Origin of the sequence: Streptomyces rhizosphaerihabitans, from assembly GCF_025399795.1 — a bacterium.
In the GTDB taxonomy this organism is placed as follows: Bacteria; Actinomycetota; Actinomycetes; order Streptomycetales; family Streptomycetaceae; genus Streptomyces; species Streptomyces rhizosphaerihabitans.
Genome location: NZ_JAODTZ010000046.1, coordinates 1 through 20,101, shown reverse-complemented (window position 1 = coordinate 20,101; position 20,101 = coordinate 1). Strand labels below are relative to the sequence as shown.

The following is a 20,101-nucleotide window of genomic DNA, read 5'->3' as shown; positions in this document are numbered from 1 at the left end:
TCCTCGGGAAAAGGTCAACGACGCGCGTAGATTCTGACCCAACACCCGCCTCCGCAAAAGGCCCTGGAGGTTGCCATCTGATGACCCGACGGCACCACACACCCCGCACCCAGTGACAGAGTGGGACGTATGACCCCCAACGCCGCCCCCACCACCCAGCAGAACCCACCCTCCGTCCCCTACGGCACCCCCGACGCACCCCGCATCGCCGTCCGAGGCGAAGCCCACCTCGAAGTCGACCCGGAGATCGCCCGCATCGGCATCTCCGTCACCGCCCGCGGCAAAGACCGCCGCGAAGCCCTCGCCGACCTCACCCGCCGCAACACCCTCGCCCTCGACCTCGTCAAAACCTACGGCGACGCCGTCGAACACCTCGAAACCGGCGCCTTCACCATCAGCCCCGAACTCGGCCGGCACGGCCGCGGAGAACGCATCCGCACCCACCACGGCCACGTCCACATCACCGCCGAACTCAACGACTTCACCGCACTCGGCGAACTCACCACCGCCCTCGCCGACCTCGACCTCACCCGCGTCGACGGCCCCTGGTGGACCCTGCGCCCCACCTCACCCGCCCACCGCACAGCACGCCAACAAGCCGTCCGCGAAGCCGTCCAACGCGCCCGCGAATACGCCGAAGCCCTCGACACCACCCTCACCGCCCTCGTCGAACTCGCCGACATCGGCGCCGAAGACACCCACCGCAACACCTACACCGCCCAAGCCACCCGCTCCCTGCGCGCAGCCGCCCCCGGAGCAGGACCCTTCGAGGAAGAACCCGCCCCCCTCGACCTCGAACCCCAGCGCCAACACGTCCACGCCCAGATCAACGCCCGCTTCACCATGGCGCCACCACGGCTCTAGCCGCTCATGGAAACATCACGGAAAGTCACCCGCCGACTCTGCCGCGCACCCGTCGCACAGCCGGACGGATACTGGACGGACACCGGCAGGCAACTGCGCCGGCCGCACCGGGAGCAATGCCCTGCTCATCGGAGCAGCACTGCGCACAATTCAACAGTTGTCAATAACCCTTCACGCAAAGGTTGTTGAGTAGTCATGCGCGACCAATTCTCTACCGACCGGTAAGGCCTAGGCTCGAATCATGCGCCGAGCAAAAATCGTCTGTACCCTGGGCCCCGCCACCGACTCGTACGACCAGATCAAAGCCCTGGTCGAAGCCGGAATGGACGTAGCCCGCTTCAACCTCAGCCACGGCACCCACGCCGACCACGAGGAGCGCTACCGACACGTGCGAAAGGCCTCCGACGAGACCGGCCGCAGCGTCGGAATCCTCGGCGACCTTCAAGGCCCGAAGATCCGGCTCGGCCGCTTCACCGAAGGCCCCGTACTCCTTGAACGCGGAGACACCTTCACCATCACCGTCGAAGAAGGCGCCGAAGGAGACCGCGACCACTGCGGAACCACCTACGACGGACTGGCAGCCGACGTCACTCCCGGTGAACGCGTCCTCGTCGACGACGGCAAGGTCTGCCTCGAAGTCACCTCCGTCGACGGCCCCCGCGTCCACACCACCGTCATCGAAGGCGGCATGGTCTCCGACCACAAAGGCCTCAACCTCCCCGGCGTCGCCGTCTCCGTCCCCGCCCTCTCCGACAAGGACGAGGACGACCTCCGCTGGGCGCTGCGCACCGGCTTCGACGTCATCGCCCTCTCCTTCGTCAGGAGCGGCAAGGACATCGACGACGTCCACCGCATCATGGACGAAGAGGGCCGCCGCCTCCCCGTCATCGCCAAGGTCGAAAAACCCCAGGCCGTCGACAACATCGACGACATCGTCGCCGCCTTCGACGGAATCATGGTCGCCCGCGGCGACCTCGGCGTCGAAATGCCCCTGGAGCAGGTCCCGATCGTCCAGAAGCGCGCGATCAAACTCGCCAAGCGCAACGCCAAGCCGGTCATCGTCGCCACCCAGATGCTCGACTCGATGATCGAGAACTCCCGCCCCACCCGCGCCGAAGCCTCCGACGTCGCCAACGCCGTCATCGACGGCACCGACGCGGTGATGCTCTCCGGCGAGACGAGTGTCGGCAAATACCCCATCGAGACCGTCAGGACGATGTCCCGCATCGTCGAAGCGGCGGAAGAGGACATCCTGGCCAAGGGCCTGCCCCCGCTGACCGACCGCAACAAACCCCGCACCCAGGGCGGCGCCGTCGCCCGCGCCGCGGCCGAGATGGGCGACTTCCTCGGCGCCAGATTCCTCGTCGCCTTCACCCAGTCCGGCGACACCGTCCGCCGCCTCTCCCGCTACCGCTCCCCGATCCCCCTCCTCGCCTTCACCCCCACCCCCGCCACCCGCTCCCAACTCAACCTCACCTGGGGCGTCGAGACCTTCCTCGGCCCCCACGTCGACTCCACCGACGCCATGGTCGACCAGGTCGACGAACTCCTCCTCAAGTACGGCCGCTGCGCCAAGGGCGACATCGTCGTGATCACCGCGGGCTCCCCGCCCGGAGTCTCCGGCTCCACGAACCTGGTCCGCGTCCACCACGTCGGCGAGGACGACAGCCCGAAGTAGCCGGCAGGGCCTTCTCCGCCGCCGCCGGTCAGTACTTGGGGCCGACGTGGGCGTCGAGGAGGGCTACGGAGGCCTTCTTGGCGACGGAGATGTTGCGGGAGTTCGGCTGTTTCCAGTCGACGCCTACGGCGTCGAGGGTGTCGGTGAAGAGGCGCATGATGTCGGACGACTTGTTGGTGAAGAAGTATCGGGGGTATTCGTAGCGCTTCGTTTCCCCGGCGACGAGGCGCGTCGTCCAGTTGGTGATGCGGCAGCCGTCCGAGTGGATGAGACCCCGGATGAATTCCCAGGGGTGGGCATCGACGATTCGCCGCTGCCAGGGTTCGAGAGCGATCTCGCGGTCGTGCTTCTTGCCGGGGCCATGCTGGGGGAACAGGCAGGGCCAGTGCTTGCTGCAGCAGGTGACGTACTGGCAGCCCGCGCTTTGGACGCGGACACCTTGTTGTCGGGGCGCACCAGCTGCATCGCTGCCGCGCAGGCGTCGATCAGACCGGGCCAGGCGTCGGCGCATGCGATGCGAAGAAAGTGGACGCCTCTTCTCAGGAGGCTGACGCAGCCGTCGCCGAGATAGAGACCCAGCAAATAGGTGTACGCGGCGGGCTCGTCGGGGTCCCCTGGGATGGCGCGGCACCTTGGACAGGGCTGCGAGCGGTTGCCGTCGAGGGACTCGATGCGTAACTGCCATGAGCGGATAGCGGCTCGGGAGATCCCGGTTTCCTTGCTCACCGAGTTCAGGCTGCGCCCCTGGTCCACCAGGGCAAGAGTCCGCTTACGTGTGCCCATGTCGTACATATGGCCACTGTGTGCACTCGGAACTTGCGACACGCAGCAAAAAGCGGATGTTCACCAGAATGGGAACATCCGCTTTTGTGAAGCAACCTTGACATCCAAGGAAAAGTACCCCGAGTCGGATTCGAACCGACGCTGTATGGGTTTTGAATCCATTGCCTCTACCGCTGGGCTACCGGGGCTTCCTCTGAAACAGAGGGTAGCGATCACCCGCCGTGCCCTCACCTTACCGCAGCTAGGTAGGCTCTTGTCAGCAGTCCCGCCCTGAACGAGGAGCCCCCGTGACCGCCCCCGAGTCGCCCCAGCCCGTAGACGCGCCCGACGACGACAAGTCGCACGTGCCTCCGCTGACGACCCGTGTCGTCATCGCCGAGGACGAGGCGCTGATCCGTCTCGACCTCAAAGAGATGCTCGAGGAAGAGGGCTACACCGTCGTAGGCGAGGCGGGTGACGGTGAGCAGGCCGTCGAGCTGGCCCGGGAGCACAAGCCGGACCTCGTGATCCTCGACGTGAAGATGCCGAAGCTGGACGGCATCTCCGCGGCCGAGAAGATCGCCGAGGAGTCCATCGCCCCCGTCCTGATGCTCACCGCGTTCTCGCAGCGCGACCTGGTCGAGCGGGCCCGTGACGCGGGCGCGATGGCGTACCTGGTGAAGCCGTTCAGCAAGAGTGACGTGGTGCCGGCGATCGAGATGGCCGTGTCCCGGTTCGCGGAACTGAAGGCGCTGGAGCAGGAGATCGCGGATCTCACGCTGCGTCTGGAGACGCGGAAGCTGGTCGACCGTGCCAAGTCCGTTCTGCAGACGGAGTACGGCCTGACGGAGCCGGCGGCGTTCCGGTGGATCCAGAAGACGTCGATGGACCGTCGTATGTCGATGCAGCAGGTCGCCGAGGCGGTCATCGAGGACGCCGAGGAGAAGAAGGCGTCGAAGGGCTAGTTCGCGCCCTGGAGAACGCTGTTGAAGTGCTTGGTTCCGCGTCTTGCGCGCGGACGCGAAGAGGCCCGCACCCCTGACGGAGGTGCGGGCCTCTTCGCGCGACCGGAGGGTCGCGGAGGATCAGTCCTCGCCGAGGTACGCCTTGCGGACGGACTCGTCGTGGAGCAGGTCCTGGCCGGTGCCGGAGAGGACGATGTTGCCGACCTCCATGACGTGGGCCTGGTCGGCGAGGGAGAGCGCCGCCTGGGCGTTCTGCTCGACGAGGAGGATCGTCGTGCCGGCCGCCTTGAGTTCGGCGATGGTCGCGAGGATCTTCTGCATCATGATCGGCGAGAGGCCCATGGAGGGTTCGTCGAGCATGAGCAGCTTGGGCTGGGACATCAGGGCGCGTCCCATGGCGAGCATCTGCTGCTCGCCGCCCGAGAGGGTGCCTGCGGCCTGCTTGCGGCGCTCTCCCAGGATGGGGAAGAGGTCGTAGGCGCGCTGGATGTCCTTCTCGATGCCCGCCTTGTCGCTGCGGAGGAACGCTCCGAGCTGGAGGTTCTCCGCGATGGTGAGGCGGGGGAAGATGTGGCGTCCCTCGGGGGAGTGTGCGAGTCCGAGGGCGACGATCTTGTGGGCGGGGACGTTGGCGAGGGGCTGGCCGTCGAAGAGGATGCGGCCTCCGCTGGGCTTGAGGAGCCCGGAGAGGGTGCGCAGGGTCGTCGTCTTGCCGGCGCCGTTGGTGCCGATGAGGGTGACGATCTGGCCGGCTTCGACGGTGAAGGAGATGCCCTTGACGGCTTCGATCTTGCCGTAGGCGACCTTGAGGTCTTCGACCTCGAGCAGTGCGGTCACTGGGCGTTTCCTTCCTTGCTGGTGCTGCTCGTCGCGTCGGACGCGGCGGGGGCCTCGGGCGCCTCGGAGTCTTCGGGGGCGTCGGCTGCCTCGGGGGCGTCGGACGTTCCTTCGGCCTCGGCGGCTTCCTCGGTCTCCTCGGCTTCGGCGGCTTCCTCGGTTGCCGCGGCCTCGGGGGCTTCTTCGGCCTCCGTGGTCGTTCCGGCTTCCTCGGTCGCGGTGGCTTCCGCCGGGTCCGTCGCGTTCTCGGCGTCGGTGACTGCCGGGACGGCGTCCTCGGGCTCGGGCTCGGCGGTCGCCGCCGCTCCGGCCGCTCCCGCGGCTTCGGCGGCCTCGACCTCGGCGAGTTCCTCCTGGCCGGGGGCGCCCTCGAAGGGTGTGCCGAGGTAGGCGGCGATGACGCGCTCGTCACCCTGGACGACCTCGGACGTTCCCTCGACGAGCTTTTCGCCCTGGACGAGGCAGGCCACGCGGTCGGACAGGTTGAAGATGAAGCGCATGTCGTGCTCGATGACGAGGACGGCGATGCCGCGGTCGCGGATGGCGAAGACGAGTTCTTCGGTCGCGCGGGTTTCCTGGGGGTTCATGCCGGCGGTGGGCTCGTCCAGGAGGAGCAGGCCGGGCTCGCTGGCCATGGCGCGGGCGATCTCGAGCTTGCGCTGCTCGCCGTAGGGGAGGTTGCGGGAGAGGTGGTCGGCCTTGTGGTCGAGGCCGATGAACTCGAGCAGTTCCATGGCGCGTTCGCGTGAGGTCGCTTCGGCCTTGCGGAAGCCGGGGCCGCGGAGGAGGGCGGACCAGAGGCCTTCCTTGGTGCGGGTGTGGCGTCCGACGAGCACGTTTTCCAGGACGGTCATGTTGGCGAAGAGCCGGATGTTCTGGAAGGTGCGGGCGATGCCGGCGCTGGTGACCAGGTGCGGCTTCGGGGGCAGGATCTTGCCCTTGTAGGCGACTTTGCCCTCGGTGGGGACGTAGAGGCCGGTGAGGCAGTTGAAGAAGGTGGTCTTGCCCGCGCCGTTGGGGCCGATGAGGCCGACGATCTCGCCGCTGTTGACGGTGAGGTCGACGCTGTGCACGGCGGTGAGGCCGCCGAAGCGCATGGTGACGCCGGTGGCTTCGAGGACGGGGCTGGGGGCTGTGGTGGTGGTCATGTGGGTTACGCCCCTGCCTTGGTGACGCCGACGGTGGAGTCGGGCAGGCCTTGTTCGGGGATATGGATGGTCTCGTCGCCGGCGTCGCTCTCGTGGAACTCGAGCTGGCGGCGACGGTTGGCGATGATGCCTTCGGGGCGGAAGCGCATGAGGACGACGAGCGCGACGCCGAAGGCGAGGAGTTGGTACTCCTTGAGGAACTGGAGCTTCTCGGGGAGGAGGTAGAGCAGGGTGGCGCCGAGGATGGGTCCGCTGACGGTGCCCATGCCGCCGAGGACGACCGCGGCGAGGAGGAACGCGGAGTTCGGGGGTACGGAGCCGGCGAACTGGTACGGGGCCGGGTTGACGCTGTAGCCGACGTGGGCGCTGACCGTTCCGGCGAGGCCGGCGAGGGAGGCGCCGAGGGCGAAGGCGACGAGCTTGACGCGGAAGCCGTTGATGCCCATGGCGGTGGCGGCGGTCTCGTCCTCGCGGATGGCGATCCAGGAGCGGCCGATCCGGGAGTCGGCGGCGCGGGAGAAGACGACGACGACGAATCCGGTGATGAGCAGCATCAGCAGGAAGTAGTTGGAGAAGCGGCCGAGGGCGTGGCCGGCGATGTTGTGGGTGGCACCGAAGTCGAACCCGAAGATGTTGAGGTCCGGGATCATGGAGATGCCGTTGGGGCCGTTGGTGATGTTGGGTCCGGAGGCGCCGTCCAGGTTGTTGACGGCGATGCGGAAGATCTCTCCGAAGCCCAGGGTCACGATGGCGAGGTAGTCGCCGCGCAGTCGCAGGGTGGGGGCGCCGATGAGGACGCCGAAGACGAGCGATGCTGCCATGCCGGTGAGCATGGCGGCCCAGAAGGGGAACTGGACGCCGGAGAAGCGGGAGAACTCGGAGCCGGAGACGAGGGCCGCGGCGTAGGCGCCGACGCCGAGGAAGGCGACGTATCCGAGGTCGAGGAGTCCGGTGAGGCCGACGACGATGTTGAGGCCGAGGGCGACGGTGCCGACGACGAGGATGTTCACGCCGAGGTTGGAGTTGTGCTCGTTGTCCGCGACGTAGGGGAAGATCGCCGCGGCGAGGAACGCCATGGTGGTGGCGAATCCCTTGTGGCGGGCGTTGAGCTGGGCGAAGCGGTCGAAGAGTCCGGCGGTCTGGAGGGCCCAGGTGCCGAAGACGACGAGGAGCAGGTAGCCCAGGAACGTTTCGCTTGCGTCGGGCTCGACGCCGATGCCGTACGTGAACGCGGTGAGTGCGACGACGGTGGCGGCGGTGATGACGAGGCGCTCGCCCCAGCCGGCCATTTTGGCGGCCGGGGGGATGAGGTCGGGCTTGGTGACGTAGTCCTTGAGGGTGTCACCGGGCTTGGGGAGTGCCAGGGTGCCGAGGAGGGCGATCAGGGAGCCGACGGCGGCGACGTAGGCGCCGGGGTCGAGTGCGACGAGGCCCTTGAGGTCGACGGCGATGGCGATGGCGCTGAACCAGCTGACGGCGAACGCGGAGGCGGCGGCGAGGACGACGGGCTGGGTGGCGCCCGCCGGGTTGAGCCAGCCGAGGCCGCGGACGTTCCAGAGAGTCAGGGCGTAGAGGAGGGTGAGGGCGCCGGCGACGATGTCGAGGACCTGGAGTCCGGCCGGGGAGCCGTAGTAGGTGAGGTCCCCGGGGAAGTCGGACGTGTAGGTCCAGGACATGAACGTGCTGGCGATGGTGGCGATGGCGCCGAAGGCGATGAGGGCGCGGGCGGCGCTCTCGGGGAGTGCGATCAGGCCGCGCTCGGAGGTGGTGGTCTCGGTGGTTGCCATGATGCTCACGCCCTGTCCGCGACGCGTTCGCCGACGAGGCCTTGTGGCCTGAACAGCAGTACGAGGATGAGGAGTACGAAGGCCCAGACGGAGGACCAGCCGCCGCCGCCGAGCTGCTGCATGCCCGGGATGCCGTCGATGTAGCTGGTGGCCATGGTCTCGGCGAGGCCGAGGACGAGGCCGCCGATCATGGCGCCGTAGATGTTGCCGATGCCGCCGAGGACGGCCGCGGTGAAGGCCTTGAGGCCCATCTGGAAGCCCATGTCGTACTTCACCGTGCCGTAGCGCAGGCCGTAGGCGACGGCTGCGACGGCGGCGAAGAAGCCGCCGATGGCGAAGGCGATGACGATGATGCGGTTGGTGTCGATGCCCATGAGCTGTGCGGTGTCAGGGTCCTGCGCGGTGGCCTGCATGGCGCGGCCGGTGCGGGAGAGGCTGACGAACAGCGCGAGGGCCGCCATGCAGAGGGGGGCGGCGACGATGACGAAGACGGAGCCGCTCTGGATGCTGACGGAGCCGATGTGCAGGGGACCGAAGGGGAGCTGCGGGAACGTGATGTCGGTCTTGGCGTCCGGGTACGTGTTGAAGACGATCTGCTGCAGGGCGAGGGACAGACCGATGGCCGTGATGAGGGGTGCGAGGCGTGGCGCTCCGCGCAGTGGCCGGTAGGCGAAGCGTTCGGCCCCGACGGCGATGAGGACGGAGACGATTCCGCCGCCTATCAGCATCGCTGGGAGGGCTATCCACATGGATGTGCCGTTTGGCAGAACGTAGAGGTAGACCGAGAGTGCGCCGAAGCCGCCGGTCATGAAGATCTCGCCGTGGGCGAAGTTGATGAGCTGGACGATGCCGTACACCATCGTGTAGCCGATGGCGATCAGCCCGTACATCGAGCCGAGGAACAGCCCGTTGGCCAGCTGCTGCGGCAGGGTGTTCACCGCATGGCCTCCATGTGGTGGGGAGAGTTGAGCAGGGCGTATGAATCGGGCCGCGCGGTGACGTGTGGTCGTGGCCGCGCGGCCCTGTGGTTGTGCTGAGGGCCTGTCCGGTGGATCGGACCGGGCTCACGGTGCCGTTTCGGGCGCCGTGGCCTGGAGTCGGACCGATCCGCCGGAGTGGCCCGGGTGGTGCGGATCAGCCGTTGAACGTACCGCTCTTGACAGCCTTCCACTTACCGTCGACGACCTGGTAGACGGTGAGCTGCTTGTTGGTGGTGTCACCGAACTCGTCGAAGGAGACGGGGCCGGCGATGCCGTCGAACTTGGTCTTCTGGACCTCGGCGACGATCTTGGCGCGGGCGCCGTCCGGGATCTTGCCGTCCTTCACGACAGCGCCGATGGCCTTGATGATGGCCGTGGCGGCGTCGTAGGAGTAGCCACCGTACGTGCCGTAGTCGCCCTTGAGGCCGGAGGCCTTGTACTTCTTGATGAAGTCGGCGGCGGAGGGCAGGGAGTCGACGGGCTGGCCGACCGAGGTGACGAGGTCGCCCTCGGAGGTCTTGCCGGCGGTCTCGATGTAGGTCGGGGTGAACATGCCGTCACCGCCGAACAGCGGGATCTTGACTCCGCCGTCCTTGAGCTGCTTGGTGAGCTTCTCCGACTCGTCGTACTGGCCACCGTAGTAGACGAGGTCGGCCTTGGCGTTCTTGATCTTGGTGACGAGGGCCGAGAAGTCCGTGTCGCCGGTGTTGACGTGGTCCTCGCCCGCGACCTTGCCGCCGGACTTGGTGAAGCCCGCCTTGAAGAGCTTGGCCAGGCCGGCGCCGTAGGTCTGCTTGTCGTCGACCACGAACACCTTGCGCTTCTTCAAGGTGCTGTAGGCGTACTCGGCCGCGAAGCCGCCCTGGAGGGCGTCGGTCGTGGCGGTGCGGAAGTACGTCTTGAACGGGCGGGACTTCGCGGTCTGCCAGTTCTTGCCCTGGGTGAGCTCGGGGGCCGTGTTGGACGGGGAGATCTCGACCAGACCGGCGGTGTCGAAGACCTGCTGCATCTGGGTGGCGACGCCGGAGTTCAGCGGGCCGACCACGCCGAGGACCTTGTCGTCCTGGACGAGCTGGGTGGCGTTCGCCTGGCCGGAGGCCGGGATGGCCTTGTCGTCGAGCGCCTGGACCTTGAACGTCACACCGGGAACGGTGTTGTTCTTGTTGGCGTCGTCGACGGCGATCTGGACGCCGCCCTGGATGCCCAGGCCGGTGGCGGAGTTCTGACCGGTCAGCGGCGCGTCCACGCCGATGATGATCTCGGTCTTCTTGTCGCCCTTGCTGTCGCCGCTGTTGTCGCGCGAGCCGCAGGCGGTCAGCGTGAGTGCTCCTGTAGTGAGCACGGCGGTGAGTATGACCATAGAACGCTGTCGCACGTTGAATCCTCTCCCTGGCGCGGCACCCCAGGGTGGGGGCCGTGTGTCTCGCCGGGCCGTACTGGGTGAAGCAGGGCCGTGCAGTGACGCGCCCGGCGGCGCGGTGACTGGCCGTGACTATAAGCGCAGGTAGGGGGAGTGGGGAGGACCGTAGGGAAGGCTGTGACGCTCTTGTTATGCGGGGGGTGTCCCGGGGACGTGGGGCGGACGATCGGAGCATTTCGGTGTGCTGGTCGGAGGCGGTTGTGTGTTCGCATGGTGAGAACGCGCTGTTCCGGGTTCATGGCGGAGAGCGGAAGCTGTACGTGCGGTGCCGGGTCGGGGTGCTGCGGGGAGCGTGGTGCGGCGCGCCTCGCGGCGCGGGGATTGCTTCGTTACAGCAGAGGTAACCGACTGTTACTGCCGTGTGAGGCGGCCGCCGGTGTCCTGGCCGGGTGAAGTGGGTGTGGGGGAGGGCCGGTTGGGGAAGCAGAGGGCGCGCAGACCGGTCCACAGGTCGTGCGGGTAGGTGCCGCCGAAGAGAAAGCTTTGCTGTTGCTGCGCTGTCTCGTTGCTGATGAGCAGGTCGAGGTAGGGCAGGACGATGGCGGGCGGCAGGAGTGCGCAGTCGTATACGGAGATGCGCACGGTGATCAGGCGGGGATTTCCGGCCTTCACTGTCAGTGGCAGCCGGGGTGTGGTGCGGGCGCTCAACTCGGGCAGTCCGGCGCCCACTTGGTGGACGGTGACGGGGGTTCCCCGGGCGACGTCGACCTCGAAGCGGAAGGAGGTGGGCGTGGTGCCACGGCCCTCGTAGCGGAGGGTGGTGACACTCGCGGGCCACGGGTAGGGGTTCGGGGCGGCCCGGGTGTCCGGTGCGGGGTGCAGGGCGAAGAGGGCGCCGATTGCGGTCGCGATCACGGCCAGGGTCTGGACGAGCCGCCGGCGGGAGCGCGGGAGTGCCGCCCAACGGGTGCCGAGGTGCGGGGTGTCGGACTTCAGCAGGTCGGTGGGTGTGGGTGCGTCCTGGTGGAGGCCGTCGGCTTCATCGGGGTGGTACGGCTCGACGGGCCCGATGCCGGTCATGTCTCATGCTGGACCGGAGGGCGCGGCTCCGCCAAGGGGTCGTGCGAGACGGGGAGTTGGGGGTCCGGGGGCCGGGCGTACTGAGGCCAGGAGACCGGGGGCCGGCGTCCTGAGGCCGGGAGTCCCGGGGCCGGGCGCCCTGCGGCCCGGCATTCCCCGGCCCGGCATCCCGAGGCGGGGCGTCCTGGGGTCGGGTGTCCCGAGGTCGGGTGTGTCCCGGGGCTGGGTGCCTTGCGGCCCGGCATTCCGCGGCGGGACGTCCTGGGGCCGGCCCTCCCTGGTCGGGTGTTCGGGGGCCGGGCGGCTGGCCTGGCGGACGCTCCTGGGCGTGCGCCTGAGTGCCTCGCCGTCCGGGAGCCGTTTCTCCCCCTCTGGAGCCTCGTGAGGGCCCCGGAGCACCCCGGAGCACCCCGGAGGGAGCGGCCGGGGCCCTGGGCGTCAGTTCTGGGGCACGTCCTTGAGGATGCAGGTGAGGCGTGCGCTGCAGACGCGCTTGCCGTCCTCGTCCGTGATCGCGATCTCGTACGTCGCCGAGGTGCGTCCGCGGTGGACGGGTGTGGCCACGCCGGTGACGAGGCCGGAGCGGACGCCGCGGTGGTGGGTGCAGTTCAGGTCGACGCCGACGGCGATCTTGGTGATGCCGCCGTGGAGCATGGCGCCGACGGAGCCGATGGTCTCGGCGAGGACGGCGGAGGCTCCTCCGTGCAGCAGGCCGTAGGGCTGGGTGTTGCCCTCCACCGGCATGGTGCCCACGACGCGGTCCGCGGAGGCTTCGATGATCTGGACGCCCATGCGGTTGCCGAGGTGGCCCGCGGAGAAGAGTGCGGGCAGATCGACGCCGAGCGCGGCGTACTCGTCGATGACCCCTTGCGGGAACTTCGGGGTGTGCTGTTCGCCCATCGGGCCCGGCTCCGTTCGTCGTGGATTCTCCCTGCTGAGCGAACGCTCAGTCGGCTGTCGATTGTTCCAGACGGACGACCACGGACTTGCTGGCAGGGGTGTTGCTGGTGTCGGCGGTCGCGTCGAGGGGGACCAGGACGTTGGTCTCCGGGTAGTAGGCGGCCGCGCAGCCCCGGGCGGTGGGGTAGTGCACGACGCGGAAGCCGGGGGCGCGCCGTTCCACGCCGTCCTTCCACTCGCCGACCAGGTCGACGTACGAGCCGTCCGCGACGCTCAGCGCACGGGCGTCCTCGGGGTTGACGAGGACGACCCGGCGGCCGTTCTTGATGCCCCGGTATCGGTCGTCGAGTCCGTAGATGGTGGTGTTGTACTGGTCGTGGGAGCGCAGGGTCTGCAGCAGCAGGCGGCCGGCGGGGAGCTCGGGGTACTCGACGGGCGCGGCGGTGAAGTTGGCCTTGCCGGTGGCCGTGGGGAAGCGGCGCTCGTCGCGGGGGGCGTGCGGGAGGGTGAAGCCGGCCGGGTCGGCCACGCGCGCGTTGAAGTCCTGGAAGCCGGGGATGACGCGCGAGATGCGGTCGCGGATGCTCGCGTAGTCCTTCTCGAACTCTTCCCAGGGGGTGGTGCTGCGCTCGCCGAGGACCTTGCGGGCGAGGCGGGCCACGATGGCGGGTTCGGACAGCAGGTGGGGGCCGGCGGGTTCCAGGCGGCCGCGTGAGGCGTGCACCATGCCCATGGAGTCCTCGACGGTCACGAACTGCTCGCCGCTGCCCTGGAGGTCGCGCTCGGTGCGTCCGAGGGTGGGCAGGATGAGGGCCCGGGCGCCGGTGACGACGTGCGAGCGGTTCAGCTTGGTGGAGACGTGCACGGTCAGCTTGGCGCGCCGCATGGCCGCCTCGGTGACCTCGGTGTCGGGGGAGGCGGAGACGAAGTTGCCGCCCATGGCGAAGAAGACCTTGGCGTCGCCGTCACGCAGGGCGCGGATGGCCCGTACGACGTCGTAGCCGTGTTCGCGGGGCGGCTTGAAGCCGAACTCCTTCTCCAGGGCGTCGAGGAAGGCGGGGGCGGGGCGCTCGAAGATGCCCATGGTGCGGTCGCCCTGCACGTTCGAGTGACCGCGGACCGGGCAGACGCCCGCGCCGGTGCGGCCGATGTTGCCGCGCAGCAGCAGGAAGTTGACGACTTCGCGGATCGTCGGGACGGAGTGCTTGTGCTGGGTGAGGCCCATCGCCCAGCACACGATGGTGCGCTGGGAGGCGAGGACCATGCTCAGGGCCTCGTCGATCCTGTCGCGGGTGAGGCCGGTCGCGGTGAGTGTCTCGTCCCAGTCGGCGGCGCGGGCGGCTTGGGCGAAGTCCTCGAATCCGTGGGTGTGGTCGGCGATGAAGGTCTCGTCGACAGCGCCTTCGGTGTCGAGGATCAGTTTGTTCAGCAGGCGGAAGAGGGCCTGGTCGCCGCCGAGGCGGATCTGCAGGAAGAGGTCGGTGAGCGCGGCGCCCTTGATCATGCCCTGGGGGGTCTGCGGGTTCTTGAAGCGTTCCATGCCCGCTTCGGGCAGCGGGTTGACGGTGATGATCTTCGCGCCGTTGGCCTTGGCCTTCTCCAGGGCCGAGAGCATGCGGGGGTGGTTCGTGCCGGGGTTCTGCCCGGCGACGATGATCAGGTCCGCCTGGTAGAGGTCGTCGAGCAGGACGCTGCCCTTGCCGATGCCGATGGTCTCGTTGAGGGCGGAGCCCGAGGACTCGTGGCACATGTTCGAGCAGTCGGGCAGGTTGTTCGTGCCGAGCTCGCGGGCGAACAGCTGGTAGAGGAACGCGGCCTCGTTGCTGGTGCGGCCCGAGGTGTAGAAGAGGGCCTCGTCGGGGGAGCCGAGCGCGGCGAGCTCCTCGGCGACGATGTCGAAGGCGCGCTCCCAGGCGATGGGCTCGTAGTGGTCGGCGCCCTCGGGGAGGTACATGGGGTGGGTGAGGCGGCCCTGCTGGCCGAGCCAGTAGCCGCTGCGGCCGGCGAGGTCGGAGACGGTGTGCGCGGCGAAGAAGTCCGGGGTCACCCGGCGCAGGGTGGCCTCCTCGGCGACCGCCTTCGCGCCGTTCTCGCAGAACTCCGCGGCGTGCCGGTGCTCCGGCTCGGGCCAGGCGCAGCCCGGGCAGTCGAAGCCGTCCTTCTGATTGACGCGCAGGAGGGTCAGCGCGGTGCGGCGCACGCCCATCTGCCGCTGGGCGATGCGCAGGGTGTGTCCGATGGCGGGGAGCCCGGCCGCCGCGCGCAGGGGTTCGGCCACCTGCGGCGCGTGCTGGACCGGATCGCTTTTCGGCGGCTTGCTGGCCATCGCTGAACCCCTTCGCGTGCGCACGTCGGTGTGCGTGTCTTCGTACCGGTTGGATCCTCGCACGCGTGGCCGACAGCGACGGTCGGGGGTTGTGGGAATCCGGGCGGGGGAGGTGCCTGCCGGGCCGGGACGGCTTTCGATGTCAGTGGGCCGTGGCAGGATCGGGGATGTGGCAGACACAGCATCGAAGAAGACCGAGAACACCGCAGGTACGGGCCGCCCGCGCCTGATGCTCATGGACGGGCACTCGCTGGCCTACCGCGCGTTCTTCGCGCTGCCCGTGGAGAACTTCACGACCGCGACGGGTCAGCCGACGAACGCCATCTATGGTTTCGCGTCGATGCTGGCCAACACACTGCGCGACGAGGCGCCCACGCATTTCGCGGTGGCGTTCGACGTGTCGCGCAAGACGTGGCGTTCCGAGGAGTTCACCGAGTACAAGGCGAACAGGTCGAAGACCCCGGACGAGTTCAAGGGGCAGGTCGAGCTGATCGGCGAGGTGCTGGACGCGATGCACGCGCAGCGGTTCGCGGTGGACGGTTTCGAGGCCGACGACATCATCGCGACGCTCGCCACCGAGGCAGAGGCCGAGGGCTTCGACGTGCTGATCGTCACGGGCGACCGTGACTCCTTCCAGCTGGTCTCCGAGCACACGACGGTGCTGTACCCGACGAAGGGTGTCTCCGAGCTGACCCGGTTCACCCCGGAGAAGGTCTTCGAGAAATACGGGCTGACGCCGGCGCAGTACCCCGATTTCGCGGCGCTGCGCGGTGACCCGTCGGACAACCTGCCGGGCATCCCGGGTGTCGGCGAGAAGACGGCCGCGAAGTGGATCAACCAGTTCGGTTCGTTCGCGGAGCTGGTCGAGCGGGTCGACGAGGTCAAGGGCAAGGCGGGGCAGAATCTGCGCGACCACCTGGAGGCGGTGAAGCTGAACCGCCGTCTCACGGAGATGGTCAAGGACGTCGAGCTGCCCCGGACGGTGGCGGACCTGGAGCGGGCCGCGTACGACCGTACGGCGCTCGCGATGGTCCTGGACACCCTGGAGATCCGTAACCCCTCGCTGCGCGAGCGGCTTCTCGCCGTGGACCCGGGGGCCGGTGAGGCCGAGGAGGCGCGGCCGGTCGCCGAGGGCGTCGAGATCGACGGCACGGTGCTGGGCGCGGGCGAGCTGAAGCCGTGGCTGGCCGAGCACGGCACGGCGGTTCTGGGTATGTCCACGGTCGACTCGTGGGCGCTGGGCACGGGGTCCGTCGCCGAGGTGGCGCTCGCGGCCGGCGGGGGTGCGGCCGCGTGGTTCGACCCGTCCCAGCTGGACGAGTCCGACGAGAACGCGTTCGCCGCGTGGCTCGCCGACCCCGGCAAGCACAAGGTCATGCACAACGCCAAGGGTGCGATGCGGGTCTTCGCCGAGCACGGCTGGACCATCGAGGGCGTGAGCATGGACACCGCGCTCGCCGCCTACCTGGTCAAGCCGGGCCGCCGCTCCTTCGCGCTGGACGCGCTCTCCCTGGAGTACCTCGGCCGGGAGCTCGGACCGGCCGCCGCGGCCGACGGACAGCTCGCCTTCGGTACGGACGAGCAGGCCGAGGCCGACGCGCTGATGGCGCAGGCCCGCACGATCCTCGACCTGGGCGAGTCGTTCGGGGAGAAGCTCCAGGAGGTCGGCGCGGCGGATCTGCTGCGCGACATGGAGCTGCCCACGTCCAGCCTGCTGGCCCGCCTGGAGCGGCACGGCATCGCGGCGGACCGGGCGCATCTGGAGGCCATGGAGCAGATGTTCGCGGGCGCGGTGCAGCAGGCCGTGAAGGAGGCGCACGCGGCCGCGGGGCACGAGTTCAACCTCGGCTCGCCCAAGCAGCTCCAGGAAGTCCTCTTCGGTGAGCTGGCGCTTCCGAAGACGAAGAAGACCAAGACGGGCTACACGACGGACGCGGACGCGTTGGCCTGGCTGGCGACGCAGACCGAGAACGAACTGCCCGTGATCATGCTCCGTCACCGTGAGCAGGCCAAGCTGCGGGTCACCGTCGAGGGCCTGATCAAGTCGATCGCCGCGGACGGCCGCATCCACACCACGTACAACCAGACGGTCGCGGCGACGGGCCGGCTGTCGTCGACCGATCCGAACCTGCAGAACATCCCGGTCCGCACGGACGAGGGCCGCGCGATCCGCCGCGGGTTCGTGGTGGGTGAGGGCTTCGAGTCCCTCATGACCGCGGACTACAGCCAGATCGAGCTGCGGGTGATGGCCCATCTGTCCGAGGACGAGGGCCTGTTGGAGGCGTTCTCCTCCGGCGAGGACCTGCACACCACCGTCGCCTCCCAGGTGTTCTCCGTGGAGCGGTCCGCGGTCGACGCCGAGATGCGCCGCAAGATCAAGGCGATGTCCTACGGCCTCGCCTACGGGCTGTCGGCCTTCGGCCTCTCCCAGCAGCTGAACATCGAGGCGGGCGAGGCCCGTGCGCTGATGGACACGTACTTCGAGCGCTTCGGCGGTGTACGGGACTATCTGCGCCGGGCGGTCGACGAGGCCCGGGCCACGGGCTACACCGCGACACTCTTCGGGCGCCGCCGCTATCTGCCGGATCTCAACAGCGACAACCGGCAGCGCCGTGAGGCGGCCGAGCGCATGGCCCTCAACGCGCCCATCCAGGGCACGGCCGCGGACATCGTCAAGATCGCGATGCTGAACGTGGACCGGGCGCTGCGCGAGGCGAACCTCACCTCCCGCATGCTGCTCCAGGTCCATGACGAAATCGTCCTGGAGATCGCTCCGGGCGAGCGGGCCAGGACCGAGGAGCTGCTGCGCCACGAGATGGCGTCCGCCGTCGAGCTCACCGTCCCGCTGGACGTCTCCGTCGGCTCGGGCCCGGACTGGGAGTCGGCGGCGCACTAGCGTCGGGGCCGCCATCGGCCAACGGGTGCGGGCCCGGCACCACACGAGGTACCGGGCCCGCATGCCGGACGACTCCGGGCGCGCGCCGGGTGTATTCCGGCCGCGTCCAGGGCGACTTCGGCTACAGGCGGGCCGCCCTTCGGGTTCACCTCGGCCGCATGCAGGGCGTCTTCGGCTGTGGTCGGGCGCACGCCGGGCGACTCCGGGCGTACCCCGGTCGCGTGCAGGGCTTCTTCGGGCGCGCGCCGGGCGGCTCCGGGCCTGCCCCGGCCACATGCAGGAGGGTTTCGGGCGCGCCGGGTGACTTCGGGCGCGTGCCTGACCTCTTCCGGCGCACCGGATCCGCCCCCCGCTACTGCGGGCTTCGCGGTTCCGCTGCCCCCCCGCGCGGATCGCGCGGTGCCCGCCCGTGCCCGGAGGGAGCTGTCACTCGCGTGGCTCTCACAAAGCGCCCCGGGCCGGAAGGTGCCGTAAGGATGCGGGCATGGGTATACGCACGCTCCACTGCCGTACGGCCATGGCCACGACCGTCGTGGTCGCGACCGTGACGGTGACCGCGGCCGTCGTCCCGGTGCTGCTCGCCCCGATACCCGCGGTCGCCGCCGAAGCGGGCACCGCCCAGCTGCCCGAAGCCTGCCGTTCCCCTCAGGACCCGGACCTCGCCGCCCGGATGTCCCGCGACCTCCGGGCGGCGCCGTCGGCACGCCGGGGCACTGGCCCGGTGGCGGTGGGGGACGACAGGACAGGCGGCCCGGCCCGCACCGCGTCCGGCGACCGGATGCGGCTGCCGGCGGTGCTCTCCGGCGCCCACGAGTTCCTGAGGGCCCGCGCGTACGGCCTCGGGCTGTTCACCCGGGTCCGCGGGGAGGGGCGCCGGGCCGTGCCTTCCGCCCTGCCGCACGGCCTGAAGGCGCACATCTCCACCGGCCGGCTGCCCCGGGCCGCGAACGGCGGGCGCGTCCATGGCATCGGGGCGTTCACCGGCCCCTCCCGCACCTACCGCGTCATCGTCCTCTCCTACGACCATCCGACGATGCCGTACGGCGCCCGCGTCGTCGAACGTGTCGCCCTGGCCGTGCACCGGGGCCTCGGTCACGGACGCGGCCTGCTCCGGAGCCTCGCCGCCGGTACCGCGGTCAGCGAGCAGTCGGCCGGCTCGGCTCCGGACGGGCCGCCGCCGGGCCGGGACGAGCCGGAGCGCGACGCCACATCCTGACCGCCGAGACGTACAGGACGAGGCCGAGGACCAGGCCCGCGCCCCCGCCGAAGCACAGCGGCGGAATCAGTTCCCACGGCTTCGCGATGGACCCCCAGTACGCCCACCAGCGCACTGCCCGCTGCACCGCGGCGGCCAGCGCGAGGCCACCGATCACCACGGCGGCCAGCCACCGGTCGGCGGTGGACAGGACGGGCACCCCGACGACCGGGCCGTACGGCGTGCGGCGCAGCGCGAGCACCACGAAGGTCACGATCACGACGGCCGCCAACGCCGAACTGCCGTACTGGACGTACCAGTAGAGCGGCGAGCCCGCGAGGTTCTGCCCGAGGACGGGGAAGAGCCGCACCCCCCACCGGTCGTGGTGGGTGAACGCGTCCCACACCACATGCGTCAGCGCGCCGAGCGCAGCCGAGACATACCACCACAGGACCATCGGCGCGCGCACCGGCTCGCGCACGGCTCCACAGCGCAAGAGCCGCGCCGTGCGCCCCTGTCGTGCCGCAGGCATCAGTGCCACCAGCGGTTCGCGCAGCACCAGCCAGGCGCCCACCAACACCCATGCGATAAGCACATCGATGCTGAACACTCCGGTGAACGAGTGCGTGAACGTGCCGAACTCCATCGCCCCGGGCACTACGCTCGCCGCGTAGTAGGTCATGTCGGGAGCGAAGGAACCCGCCACGAGAACGGCGGGAATCAATCGGCCGCGACCGCTTCCGTCCCCGCGTATGGCGGGCAGTGCGGCGGCCGCGTGACTGAGAGTGAAGGGCAAATCGTCCCCCTGCGGCTACGAGTGACCGGCTATGTCCGGCCTGTTGATCACTGACGGCCAGTATGCGGGACGACGTCACATGGCCAACTGGTGAATACCGGGCGCGAACGGGTCCCCGCTCAACGGAAGTTGTCGTAGGGTCGCCTGGGTCGCCGCGCCGGGGAACACGGCCGGAAACACCGGAAGCAGTGGAAGCGCACAGGGTTCTGAGAGACGGCGGGCTGGGCCGGTCGTCCGTGGGAGGGGTTCACTTCATGGCGGCGCAATTCGGCAGGAGGCTGCGCAAGAGCGCGGCAACCACCGCTGTGGCCGCGGCCGCGGTCGCGGCTCTGTCCGCCTCGCAGGCCCCGGGAGTGATGACCGACGACCACGGGAGACAGTCGGCGGGCGCCGATGTCGGCCAGGACGCGAACGAAGCGGGCGGCGACGACACCGCGACCGGCAACTCGCGTTACTACACGGACCTTCCGCCGCTGCAGAGCCCGAACCCCGCACCGAGCGCGAGTGCGGGTGGCGGTACGCCCGCT

General features: G+C 69.3%; 14 protein-coding genes, 1 tRNA gene and 2 pseudogenes. 6 read left to right on the top strand and 11 right to left on the bottom strand.

Annotated features, from left to right (window positions below; genetic code table 11):
- The first annotated feature begins 129 nt into the window (after positions 1–129).
- Together N4G66_RS33815 and pyk are read left to right on the top strand one after the other, a co-directional pair.
- A complete protein-coding gene (locus N4G66_RS33815) occupies positions 130–864 on the top strand; it encodes an SIMPL domain-containing protein (protein ID WP_261708101.1) in 735 nt (244 codons plus the stop codon).
- A gap of 241 nt (positions 865–1,105) precedes the next feature.
- Positions 1,106–2,542: a pyruvate kinase gene (gene pyk / locus N4G66_RS33810; protein WP_261708100.1), complete on the top strand. Its 1,437-nt coding sequence runs from the start codon at positions 1,106–1,108 to the stop codon at positions 2,540–2,542.
- A 28-nt stretch (positions 2,543–2,570) separates the two neighbouring features.
- Here the strand turns inward: pyk and N4G66_RS33805 are convergent.
- Both N4G66_RS33805 and N4G66_RS33800 read right to left on the bottom strand, forming a co-directional pair.
- A pseudogene (locus N4G66_RS33805) lies at positions 2,571–3,334 on the bottom strand (transcriptional regulator).
- 106 nt (positions 3,335–3,440) lie between these two features.
- Positions 3,441–3,513: transfer RNA gene (locus N4G66_RS33800), tRNA-Leu, on the bottom strand.
- A 99-nt stretch (positions 3,514–3,612) separates the two neighbouring features.
- On the opposite strand from N4G66_RS33800, the gene N4G66_RS33795 reads away from it, so the two are divergent.
- The gene (locus tag N4G66_RS33795; protein ID WP_261708099.1) at positions 3,613–4,269 is read left to right on the top strand and encodes an ANTAR domain-containing response regulator; all 657 of its coding nucleotides are present in this window, start codon (positions 3,613–3,615) and stop codon (positions 4,267–4,269) included.
- A 120-nt stretch (positions 4,270–4,389) separates the two neighbouring features.
- Here the strand turns inward: N4G66_RS33795 and N4G66_RS33790 are convergent, their stop codons facing one another.
- The 8 genes from N4G66_RS33790 to N4G66_RS33755 all read right to left on the bottom strand — a co-directional run bounded on the left by N4G66_RS33790 (position 4,390) and on the right by N4G66_RS33755 (position 14,687).
- Positions 4,390–5,106: an ABC transporter ATP-binding protein gene (locus tag N4G66_RS33790; RefSeq protein ID WP_261708098.1), complete on the bottom strand. Its 717-nt coding sequence runs from the start codon at positions 5,104–5,106 to the stop codon at positions 4,390–4,392.
- Positions 5,103–6,254, bottom strand: a complete 1,152-nt coding sequence (locus N4G66_RS33785; protein ID WP_261708097.1) for an ABC transporter ATP-binding protein — start codon at positions 6,252–6,254, stop codon at positions 5,103–5,105. Before N4G66_RS33785 ends, N4G66_RS33790 begins: the two co-directional genes overlap by 4 nt.
- Before the next feature lie 5 nt (positions 6,255–6,259).
- Complete coding sequence (locus N4G66_RS33780; RefSeq protein WP_261708096.1) at positions 6,260–8,041, bottom strand: branched-chain amino acid ABC transporter permease; 1,782 nt, start codon at positions 8,039–8,041, stop codon at positions 6,260–6,262.
- A gap of 5 nt (positions 8,042–8,046) precedes the next feature.
- Positions 8,047–8,979 (bottom strand): branched-chain amino acid ABC transporter permease, encoded by a 933-nt coding sequence (locus tag N4G66_RS33775; RefSeq protein WP_261708095.1) that lies wholly within the window; start codon positions 8,977–8,979, stop codon positions 8,047–8,049.
- 196 nt (positions 8,980–9,175) lie between these two features.
- Positions 9,176–10,381, bottom strand: coding sequence for a branched-chain amino acid ABC transporter substrate-binding protein (locus tag N4G66_RS33770; RefSeq protein ID WP_261708155.1), 1,206 nt, complete (start codon positions 10,379–10,381; stop codon positions 9,176–9,178).
- Between the two features lie 411 nt (positions 10,382–10,792).
- Positions 10,793–11,461 carry a hypothetical protein gene (locus tag N4G66_RS33765; RefSeq protein ID WP_261708094.1) on the bottom strand — a complete coding sequence of 223 codons (669 nt, stop codon included), beginning with the start codon at positions 11,459–11,461 and terminating at the stop codon, positions 10,793–10,795.
- A gap of 438 nt (positions 11,462–11,899) precedes the next feature.
- Positions 11,900–12,361: a PaaI family thioesterase gene (locus N4G66_RS33760; RefSeq protein WP_261708093.1), complete on the bottom strand. Its 462-nt coding sequence runs from the start codon at positions 12,359–12,361 to the stop codon at positions 11,900–11,902.
- A gap of 46 nt (positions 12,362–12,407) precedes the next feature.
- Positions 12,408–14,687, bottom strand: coding sequence for an FdhF/YdeP family oxidoreductase (locus tag N4G66_RS33755; RefSeq protein WP_261708092.1), 2,280 nt, complete (start codon positions 14,685–14,687; stop codon positions 12,408–12,410).
- 169 nt (positions 14,688–14,856) lie between these two features.
- On the opposite strand from N4G66_RS33755, the gene polA reads away from it, so the two are divergent.
- Both polA and N4G66_RS33745 read left to right on the top strand, forming a co-directional pair.
- Positions 14,857–17,583 carry a DNA polymerase I gene (polA, locus tag N4G66_RS33750; protein WP_261708091.1) on the top strand — a complete coding sequence of 909 codons (2,727 nt, stop codon included), beginning with the start codon at positions 14,857–14,859 and terminating at the stop codon, positions 17,581–17,583.
- 484 nt (positions 17,584–18,067) lie between these two features.
- Positions 18,068–18,799, top strand: a complete 732-nt coding sequence (locus N4G66_RS33745; RefSeq protein ID WP_261708090.1) for a hypothetical protein — start codon at positions 18,068–18,070, stop codon at positions 18,797–18,799.
- Here the strand turns inward: N4G66_RS33745 and N4G66_RS33740 are convergent.
- Entirely contained in the window at positions 18,720–19,574 is an 855-nt protein-coding gene (locus tag N4G66_RS33740) for a DUF4184 family protein (protein ID WP_261708089.1), read from the bottom strand. The genes N4G66_RS33745 and N4G66_RS33740 overlap by 80 nt on opposite strands.
- Positions 19,575–19,828: 254 nt before the next feature.
- On the opposite strand from N4G66_RS33740, the pseudogene N4G66_RS33735 reads away from it, so the two are divergent.
- A pseudogene (locus N4G66_RS33735) lies at positions 19,829–20,101 on the top strand (lytic transglycosylase); the annotation flags it as partial.

Excerpts from the sequence above, each read along its gene's own strand:
- N4G66_RS33785 (WP_261708097.1), bottom strand. The coding sequence starts at position 6,254 with ATGACCACCACCACAGCCCCCAGCCCCGTCCTCGAAGCCACCGGCGTC.
- N4G66_RS33745 (WP_261708090.1), top strand. The coding sequence starts at position 18,068 with ATGGGTATACGCACGCTCCACTGCCGTACGGCCATGGCCACGACCGTC.
- N4G66_RS33815 (WP_261708101.1), top strand. The coding sequence starts at position 130 with ATGACCCCCAACGCCGCCCCCACCACCCAGCAGAACCCACCCTCCGTC.
- N4G66_RS33755 (WP_261708092.1), bottom strand. The coding sequence starts at position 14,687 with ATGGCCAGCAAGCCGCCGAAAAGCGATCCGGTCCAGCACGCGCCGCAG.
- N4G66_RS33760 (WP_261708093.1), bottom strand. The coding sequence starts at position 12,361 with ATGGGCGAACAGCACACCCCGAAGTTCCCGCAAGGGGTCATCGACGAG.
- N4G66_RS33765 (WP_261708094.1), bottom strand. The coding sequence starts at position 11,461 with ATGACCGGCATCGGGCCCGTCGAGCCGTACCACCCCGATGAAGCCGAC.
- pyk (WP_261708100.1), top strand. The coding sequence starts at position 1,106 with ATGCGCCGAGCAAAAATCGTCTGTACCCTGGGCCCCGCCACCGACTCG.
- N4G66_RS33780 (WP_261708096.1), bottom strand. The coding sequence starts at position 8,041 with ATGGCAACCACCGAGACCACCACCTCCGAGCGCGGCCTGATCGCACTC.
- N4G66_RS33770 (WP_261708155.1), bottom strand. The coding sequence starts at position 10,381 with ATGGTCATACTCACCGCCGTGCTCACTACAGGAGCACTCACGCTGACC.